Here is an 8,888-nt window from a genome sequence, read left to right as displayed (position 1 = left end):
GGTTTAATAGAATAGTGAAGTGGAGTGCTGTTACTAATATTTTTAACATTAGTTTTAGCACCATTAAGCAAAAGAATATTTAAGACTTCTTCATGACCATTTTTGCTAGCTAAATGCAAAGCTGTATTACCTTTTTTATCTTTAGCGTTAACATTGGCACCTTTTTTTATTAAAAATTCTAGTACACTTTTCCAGTTATACTTAGCAGCCATATGAAACAGCTTTAAACCAAGTATACTACTTACAAGAGGAGACAATAATAAGTTAATATATTTACCCTTATTGATCTTTTTCGCTATGGCATTTAAGTTCTTATCAATTCCCATAATGACCTCTATAGAGCGTTATACACTAGAGCATGTGCTCTTTAGGGTTAGGATAGTATTAATATAATTGCTATTGACAAGAGAAATATTTAAAGATAATACTCTTTATGCGAGAAAATATTAACAAAAGTAAACATCTGAAATACTTCTAATGCTAAATTTGATGAAAATTTGTAATACTTAAGCTACTGTTCTACAAAATGCTTCAATTATTCCATGGTCATTGCTATCTGAGCTTCTTGTTTTAAGTTTTTGATGTTTTCTGTAGTAGTATGCAGCTTATGCTATTTTTAGTTGAGACTATATTCTTATCGCTTTTCAGAGAAAATATAACATAAGATTTTGCCGAAATTGTGAATTTGAAACACGCCTTTTAGTTACTTTGATTATCCACCTCATCTTTTATAAGTTGTTTCGCAGCAGGTCTATTAGTGATGCTAGATGGCACAAAAGTCTTAGCTGACAGTGGAATGCAAAAAATTCATTCAAATGTAGAACTTTCACGCAGAAGGACAAACACTGACCAAAGAAAAAAAGCAAAGATCTCGCAAGCCAAAGAGTAGTAGTAGAAAACGTTGCTCAAAAGATTCGTTGCAGATCATTATCGAAATCGGCAAGGTTTTGCTGGAGTTGATGTATGCAAGATACCTCATTTTCTTACCTGTGTACACTTTACCTTGTTTTGTTGAGATTTTAAACGGGTTCTTCTGTAGTATAATGAGTTTTAAAGTTGTGTTTTTTAAACTCATTGTTAATGTAAAATTAAACTTTTTCAATCTAAAATTGAATTTATTTGTATAATCTCAATAGATGAGAGTAAAATATGAGAGAAAAAAAATTAAATAAAAATGAGATGATTTCATGGTTACGCCTAGCACGTAGTTCAGGAGTAAAGTTCTTTGATCTTTTAGAGTTGCATGGAACAGTAGAAAGTGCACTAGAGTGTTTATCTGGTGTAAAGATTTATAGTATTAATGAGGCCGAGCAAGAAATTGAAAAAGCAAGTGAAGCAGGAGCTAAAATCATAGCTGCATGTGAACCAGAATTTCCGGTTTCTTTAAGAAATATAGTTCCTGTGATAACGGTGTTAGGTAATACATCTTTACTTAATCGTAAGATTATTGCAATAGTGGGAAACAACAATATATCTGATGATGGTAAAAAATTCAGCAAAGAATTAGCAGATGATTTAACTCAAGCAGATTTTGTTATTGCTTCCGATCTGAACATTACAATAAATCCAATGATTGGAGTCACTGTAAGCAATATTGGTATAGCTTCAAAAGACCTAGAGAAAATTGTTGATGATGGTGGATTAATAGTAACTGGTTCTCCACTTACTACAACATTACAGCAACAACACTTTGTTCAAAAGAGTAAAATAATATCTGGTTTATCACTAGGAGTAATAGTAATTGAAGCTTCAAAAGATTCAGAATCTTTAGTTACAGTAGTTTGTACTTTAGATCAGAAAAAAGAAGTCTTTGTATTATCTGGTTATCCTTGGAATCCATGCTATAGTGGAAACAATAGCTTAATTAAAAATGGTGCTAGGTTAATCGACTCTGCTGATGATGTTATAAATACTCTCAAGCCTATGAGAAAGTAGGCTATGGTTTTAAATAAAGCTGGATAAAATGAAACCTCGTTTTGCACTTTTGCTTATTGTTTCTTCATATTTTGGCTATACAGTTTCAATACTAACATATTCTTGTACAAAAATTGATGTATCCTGGTCAATACTCAGATTATTAATACAGTAGATAATGCTGAAAGATCTATTTTGATTCAAGCCTATGGATTTACTGCAAAACCTATAGTGGAATCTTTCTAAAAAGCGTGGCGTTTATATTAAAGTTATCTTGTATAAGACACAAATAACCCCAGTTATGGATTAAGAAATAGCTAAAAAGGGAGTTTAGAAGAGGAAAATAGGGTAAACTCTAAGGTATTAAATTAAGAGGCTACCCGTGAAAGAAAAAATAACTGAAATCTTTTGTTGTGTCGATGATTTTTGCAATGCAATCGATCACAATTTTGCCAATAGGCTCCTGCCAAGTGGCAAAAAACCCACCAGGACGCCAGAAATTACGTATTCAGAGATCCTTACCATAATACTGCTCTACCACCAATCTCGGTGTGATAATTTCAAATCTTTCTATGTACATTATGCAAAACTATTATATGGATCAGAATTTCCCAAATTACCATCATAGGTTTACTACCCTAAAATCGAGGATTTTGTGGTATTTGGCGCTCTTGTTACAGTGGTTCTGTGAGCAGTCAAAAACGACTGGAATTTCCTACATTGATGCCACTTCGATCGCCGTTTGCCATCCAAAAAGAATCTCAAGAAATAAAGTTTTTGCTGAAATTGCCAAATTGAGCAAGAGTACATACGGTTGGTTTTTCGGTTTTAAATTGCACTTGGTGATCAACGAAATAGGAGAAATTCAAGGTGTTACACTTACAAAAGGCAATGTTGACGACAGAAAACCTGTTGACCCAAAAATTGACCGGACTTTTGTTCGGTGACAAGGGCTACATCAAGAAGGAGCTCTTTGAAAAACTCCTAGACAGAGGTCTAAAACTCGTAACCAAGATAAAAAAAGGTATGAAAAACGCACTAATTTCACTGAAAGAGAAGATTTTGCTGAGAAAAAGATCGATCATTGAGACGGTTTTTGGTTGCCTGAAAAATAAATTTGAACTTGAGCATACTCGCCACAGATCTCCGATAAACTTTTTGGTGCACATTTTTTCTACTCTGGTTTCATACTCTATGCAGTCAAAAAAGCCCTGCATTTCTAAGCTTTACTTCGTTGGCTAATCCATAACTGGGGTAAATAAAGTCTAAATATGTGTGATAAAGGAATTACTCAATGAAGGAATACCAATGACTACAAACCAGCAATTGCACATAGTAAGATTATTATTGATAATCAGAAAGTTATTACAGGTTCCTTTAATTTTACGACTGCTGCTCAAAAAAGAAATGCTGAAAATCTATTAGTAACCATCCTACATTAGTCAAAGAATATCTAGGAAATTGGAACAAGCGTATGGTAAACCATTTATCGCTGAGCAATTATAATTCTTACCTCTCACATTCAACATAGTGGCTCTGGAAGTACTTTAATTGCATGCGAAAGAACAGATAGAATCTGCAGAACAATTGAGCTTGAACCTAAATTTGTTGATGTAACGATTAAACGTTGGCAAGTATATACGGGAAGAGAAGCGATGCTTTCTGATAGTGGCAAAACTTTCTTACAAATCCAAGAAGCACAAAAAGAGGAAGTTCAAAAATAGAAAAAGGGAGAAAAAAGGAAATGGCTCTAATGACTCAAACCGAATGGGCAAGAGAACAAGGATTTTCCAAGCAATATGTCTGTTATTTAGTGAAACAATGGATTGTAGAGCTGAAAGATGGCTTAGTTGACACAGAACAAGCAAATAACGCACTTGAAACAATTCGTGATCCAAGTCAACCACTAAGAAGAAAAAACGATGAAGATAGTAGAAGCAGAAATACTAATGACCTTTCTACTATGCTTCTTAAAACCAGAATTAAGAACGAAATGGAGCGTGGTAAGTTACTGGAAGCTAAGGCTAAAGCTGAGATTGGTAAGCTTGTTTCAGTTGCAGAAGTAAAGCGTGATGCTTTTAATACTGCAAGGGTCGTGAGAAACAATCTTCTTAATATTCCAGATAGAATATCAGCATTACTTGCATCTTTAAATGACGCTGAAAGGATTCATGAGACGTTAACAGAAGAAATTAGAACTGCACTTTCGGAGCTATCTCAGTAGCCAAAAACACTTTTAAAACCATTCAAATGACCAGTAATTTATACCTAGAGTTAATTAAATGTCTTATTAACCAACCTGGAATAGACATAAATACTCGAGGCTTTAATGGTAAAACACCATTACATTGTGCTATTGAATTGGATGAGCTCTGTTTAGTAGAGCTGCTTCTTGCTGAGAAAAACATCAATCCTTTTTTGGAAGATAATGATGGTAAAACATCTCTTGATTACGCAAGTAAAAAAGTAGGAATATTACAAGCTCTTATTGGTAACAAGTATGGAACTGAAAAAGACAGCTTGCTTCATTTAGCTGCAGTAGTAAACGAAGCGAAAGCAGTGAGGTTTTTGATTCACAACGGAGTTAATGTTAATGAGCAAAATGCTTTACTACACACACCGCTACACTTGGCAGCAGGAGCTGGACATGAAAAGATCGTAGAAATTTTAGTCAATGAAGGGAATGCTGATAAAGATATTCTGGATAGCCGAAACCACACTCCGATTCATTATGCAACAAACAACAAAAGATTGGAAGTTATAAAGTTACTCTCGAACTTTGGTGCAGACATAAGTAGAGTTGGTTATGGCCGAAATTCGACGAAGTTATCTCCTTTACACATAGCTGTAAGCAATACTAATTATGATGAAAAAGATTTATGTTTAGATATAGTTAGATGCTTAATTAATGCCACTAATTCTGAGATCAATGTACAAGATTATGAAAATAAAACACCACTGCACTATGCTGACAGGCTCAAAACCGTAGAAGTTTTACTAACCCGAGAAGATATAAATCCACTTATTAAAGATGATGACGGCAAAACACCATTTTGTTATGCAAGAGAAGCAAAAAGGTTGGATATAGTAAAGGTTTTAGTAAGTAATAAATACGGAGCAGAAAAGAACAATTTACTTCATCTAGTTGCAGAAAAAGGACATTTAGAACTTATAGACAGCATTTTAGACGAAGGAATTGAAGTAGATGCGTTAAATGATGGTGGAGAATCAGCAATATATCTTGCAGCAAAAAACAATCACTCTCATATAGTAAAACTGCTGCTTGCAAAAGGAGCAGATGCCATAGATGTTTTTCAACATGCAATAAGATTAAATAATAAAAAGTTAATAAAGCTGTTGCTTAGAGAGAAAAGTATAGTGTTGTTTGGAAAATATGATAACTTTCCGACGTTCCATATGCTGAGTAATAAATACTTGGAAGAGAGGAAAATAGCTGATAATAGGATGAAAAAATACAGCAATGTTATCTACGTTAGTATTGTAATATGTGCAATAGGATTATTAGCAGTCTACCCTCAGATTGGAATTGCCATAATGGTTGGAATGCTTGCACTAATTATATCAGTAGTAATGAGTAACATAACTCAAAAGTATATAGAAGAAGAGTTTCAAAAGAAAATGTCTCTTGAGTTAGAAAGTGAAAAGACAAGTGAGTGCATAAGTCCTATTTTAAGTGATGTTGAAATAGAAAGTGAAGAAGAAAGCTCTCTTACAGAATTGGAAGGTCATAGAGGACAAGAAATAGTAGTTGATAATATTGAAGCAGCGAGTAGGAATAGACTATGATTTATGCTACAGCTTTTTATGCAGGATTAAAGCCAGATCCATTATTAAAAGTATCAGAATGGGCAAATGAGTATCGAATACTTTCTGCAACTGCAGCATCAGAGCCAGGAAAATGGAGAACAGAAAGAACTCCTTACCTAAAAGAAATAATGGATTCTTTATCTCCTTCTTCGCCAGTTGAAAAAGTAATCTTTATGAAAGGGGCGCAAATTGGAGGAACAGAGGCTGGTAACAATTGGATTGGCTATGTTATTGATCAAACACCAGGTCCAATGCTTGTTGTACAGCCTACAGTTGAGATGGGAAAACGTTGGTCAAAGGGAAGATTTGCGCCTTTAATTGATAGCACGCCTTGTTTAAAAAGTAAGGTCAAAGACCCAAGATCAAGAGATTCAGGAAATACTGTGCAAAGCAAAGAATTTCCAGGTGGAATGGTTGTAATTACTGGAGCAAATAGCGCAGTAGGCCTTCGTTCTATGCCAGTAAAGTATTTATTTTTAGATGAAATTGATGCATATCCAGGAGATTCAGGCGGGGAAGGAGATCCGGTCTTACTTAGCATAGCAAGAACTAATACTTTTACTCGGCGAAAAATATTCTTAGTATCAACGCCAACAATTCACGGAATAAGTAGAATAGAAAAAGAATTTGAAGCATCAGATAAAAGGTATTTCTTTGTGCCATGTCCACAATGTAATCATTACCAAGTATTAAAATGGACACAAATTAAATGGGAGGATAAAGATCCAAGCAAAGCTCATTACGTTTGTATTGAATGTAGTAGCAAAATAGAAAATCATCAAAAAACAGATATGCTTGATCGTGGAGAATGGAGAGCTACAAGTGAAATAGGAGGAAAAACAATAGGGTTTCATTTATCAAGTCTATATAGCCCAGTTGGTTGGTATAGTTGGAATCAAGCGGTACAAGATTTTCTCCATAGTCAAGATAACGAACAACTACTAAAAGTCTGGATAAATACAACTTTAGGAGAGACTTGGGTAGATAAAGGAGAAGTACCAGATTGGAGAAAGCTTTTTGAGCATAGAGAAAATTATCCAATAGGAACAATACCAGAAGGAGAAGTAGTCCTCACTGCTGGAGTTGATGTTCAAAAAGACAGAATAGAAGTAGAAGTTGTAGCTTGGGGTAAAGACAGAGAGAGCTGGTCAATTGATTATCAAGTATTTGAAGGAGATCCTGGGACCCAAGTTGTTTGGAATAAACTATCTGAGTTACTGAATCATCATTTTTTAGGCGCAAATGGACTTGAATATACAATCAGTATGATGGCAGTTGATGCAGGGTATAGAGCTCAGGAAGTATATAATTGGGCGAGAAATCATCAAAGTCATGGAAGAGTAATGGCAGTTAAGGGCGTAAATAAAGCATTAGTGCCACTCAGTAGCCCAAGTAGAGTTGATGTAACGGTTAGCGGGAAAAAATTACGTAGAGGAATGAAACTCTGGCCAGTTGGGGTGTCAATTTTAAAATCAGAACTTTTTCAATTACTTAATATTTCGCAAAATGAGGAGGCTGGATATTGTCACTTCCCTGAGTATTCACCTGAGTATTTTAAACAGCTCACAGCAGAGCAATTAATTACTAAAGTAGTAAAAGGCTACACCAAGCAAGAGTGGCAGAAGATTAGAGATCGTAACGAAGCACTGGATTGTCGCATTTATGCTAGAGCTGCATCTATTGCCCTTGGGATTGACCGCTGGCAAGAAAATAAATGGAGTAGTCTAAGTGAAAAAACTGAAAGTAAAAAATCTAAGAAAGTCAGGAAGAGTAAGTGGTTAGAAAATGTACAGTGAAGAATATTTAGCTCAAGTTGAACAAGCCATACAGAAGCTGCAAAGTGGTGAGAGGGTAGTGTCAATTGCTTATGGTGACCATGTGGTGAGATACGCAGAAGTGCAAATAAATGACCTGTTAAACTTAAGGCAACGTATCAAAGCTGAACTTAAGATTGCAGGTATGAAGCCTAAACGAAAGATTGTTTTTTCGACGAGTAAAGGGATCATATAATGGTGAAAATCGTTGAAAGGAACACTATGACAAGAATTATAGCAAAAGAATACAAAGAGTTTTTAGAGCAACTTAAGGATCGTATTGCCACTAGCCGTTACAAAGCAGCCAGAACAGTAAATAAAGAATTATTATTACTTTACCATTATATTGGAATACAGATTCTAGAAAAGCAAAAGGATCAAGGTTGGGGATCTAAAGTAATTGAGCAATTAAGTAAAGATTTAAAGGTTAGATTTCCTGAAATAAAGGGTTTTGGTATTGCTAACCTGCATAATATTAGGCGTTTTGCAGAACTTTATCCCAATCCTGAATTTCTACAGCAAGCTGCTATAGAATTACCATGGTATCATCATGTTGTTCTAATGAATCAAGTGAAGGAACACGAAGCAAGGCTTTTCTATATGCACAATGCTTCAGAATATGGTTGGTCTCGCTCTATTCTGATGCACCAAATAGAGCTTGGTCTTCATAAACGACAAGGTAAAGCAGTTACAAACTTTAAGGAAAAATTGCCTTCACCAAGATCAGATTTAGCAAATCAAACTCTCAAAGATCCATATATTTTTGATTTTTTGAGTATAGGCAAAGGTGCTCATGAAAGAGAAATAGAGAAAGGACTAGTAGCACATATTGAGAAGTTTCTTATGGAACTTGGAGCAGGCTTTTCTTTTGTTGGACGCCAATATCATTTAACAGTAAGGAAAAAGGATTACTATTTGGATCTTCTGTTTTATCACTTAAAACTTAGGTGTTTTGTAGTAATAGAAATGAAAGCAGTTGAGTTTGAACCTGAACATTCTGGTAAAATAAACTTTTACTTATCAATAGTTGACGATTTTCTAAAACATCCAACAGATAATCCTTCCATAGGCTTAATTTTATGTAAATCTAAGGATAATGTGATAGCTGAATATGCGTTGCGTGATATGACAAAACAATAGGCCTTGCTGAATATCGGATAACTGAAAACCTGCCAGAAGAATTTAAAACTGAGTTGCCTACAATTGAAGAGTTAGAGGCTGAATTATCCAAAATTTCGAACGGGAAAGACTAATGCTATTAAAGTCATTCAAGCAATTATTCAATAAATCAAAAAGCTCTGCATGGGATGCATCAGGTTCAGGAAGAAGATT

6 protein-coding genes and 4 pseudogenes are annotated in these 8,888 nt (G+C 34.7%); 9 read left to right on the top strand and 1 reads right to left on the bottom strand.

Annotated features, from left to right (window positions below; genetic code table 11):
* Positions 1 to 326, bottom strand: a 326-nt coding sequence (locus V6U76_RS03435; RefSeq protein ID WP_333023614.1) for an ankyrin repeat domain-containing protein, incomplete at its 3' end; no start/stop codon positions are given.
* Between the two features lie 823 nt (positions 327 to 1,149).
* Here V6U76_RS03435 and V6U76_RS03430 point away from each other — a divergent pair.
* The 9 genes and pseudogenes from V6U76_RS03430 to V6U76_RS03390 all read left to right on the top strand — a co-directional run bounded on the left by V6U76_RS03430 (position 1,150) and on the right by V6U76_RS03390 (position 8,809).
* Positions 1,150 to 1,935: a DNA-processing protein DprA gene (locus V6U76_RS03430; protein WP_333023613.1), complete on the top strand. Its 786-nt coding sequence runs from the start codon at positions 1,150 to 1,152 to the stop codon at positions 1,933 to 1,935.
* Positions 1,936 to 2,296: 361 nt separating this feature from the next.
* A pseudogene (locus tag V6U76_RS03425) lies at positions 2,297 to 3,156 on the top strand (IS982 family transposase).
* A 68-nt stretch (positions 3,157 to 3,224) separates the two neighbouring features.
* Positions 3,225 to 3,341: pseudogene (locus tag V6U76_RS05590) on the top strand (phospholipase D-like domain-containing protein); the annotation flags it as partial.
* Positions 3,342 to 3,443: 102 nt separating this feature from the next.
* Positions 3,444 to 3,638 (top strand): annotated as a pseudogene (locus tag V6U76_RS03415) (DNA methylase N-4); the annotation flags it as partial.
* Between the two features lie 20 nt (positions 3,639 to 3,658).
* Complete coding sequence (locus tag V6U76_RS03410) at positions 3,659 to 4,138, top strand: hypothetical protein (protein WP_333023612.1); 480 nt, start codon at positions 3,659 to 3,661, stop codon at positions 4,136 to 4,138.
* 26 nt (positions 4,139 to 4,164) lie between these two features.
* Positions 4,165 to 5,721 carry an ankyrin repeat domain-containing protein gene (locus V6U76_RS03405; protein WP_333023611.1) on the top strand — a complete coding sequence of 519 codons (1,557 nt, stop codon included), beginning with the start codon at positions 4,165 to 4,167 and terminating at the stop codon, positions 5,719 to 5,721.
* Positions 5,718 to 7,538 carry a phage terminase large subunit family protein gene (locus tag V6U76_RS03400; protein ID WP_333023610.1) on the top strand — a complete coding sequence of 607 codons (1,821 nt, stop codon included), beginning with the start codon at positions 5,718 to 5,720 and terminating at the stop codon, positions 7,536 to 7,538. Before V6U76_RS03405 ends, V6U76_RS03400 begins: the two co-directional genes overlap by 4 nt.
* Entirely contained in the window at positions 7,528 to 7,752 is a 225-nt protein-coding gene (gene gpW / locus V6U76_RS03395) for a gpW family head-tail joining protein (RefSeq protein WP_333023609.1), read from the top strand. The genes V6U76_RS03400 and gpW overlap by 11 nt, the downstream gene beginning before the upstream one ends.
* A 26-nt stretch (positions 7,753 to 7,778) precedes the next feature.
* Positions 7,779 to 8,809: pseudogene (locus V6U76_RS03390) on the top strand (PDDEXK nuclease domain-containing protein).
* Positions 8,810 to 8,888: the final 79 nt, after the last annotated feature.

The organism is Wolbachia endosymbiont of Pentidionis agamae, assembly GCF_036711655.1.
Lineage (GTDB): Bacteria > Pseudomonadota > Alphaproteobacteria > Rickettsiales > Anaplasmataceae > JAZHPY01.
This window is presented reverse-complemented; position numbering and strand designations above follow the sequence as displayed.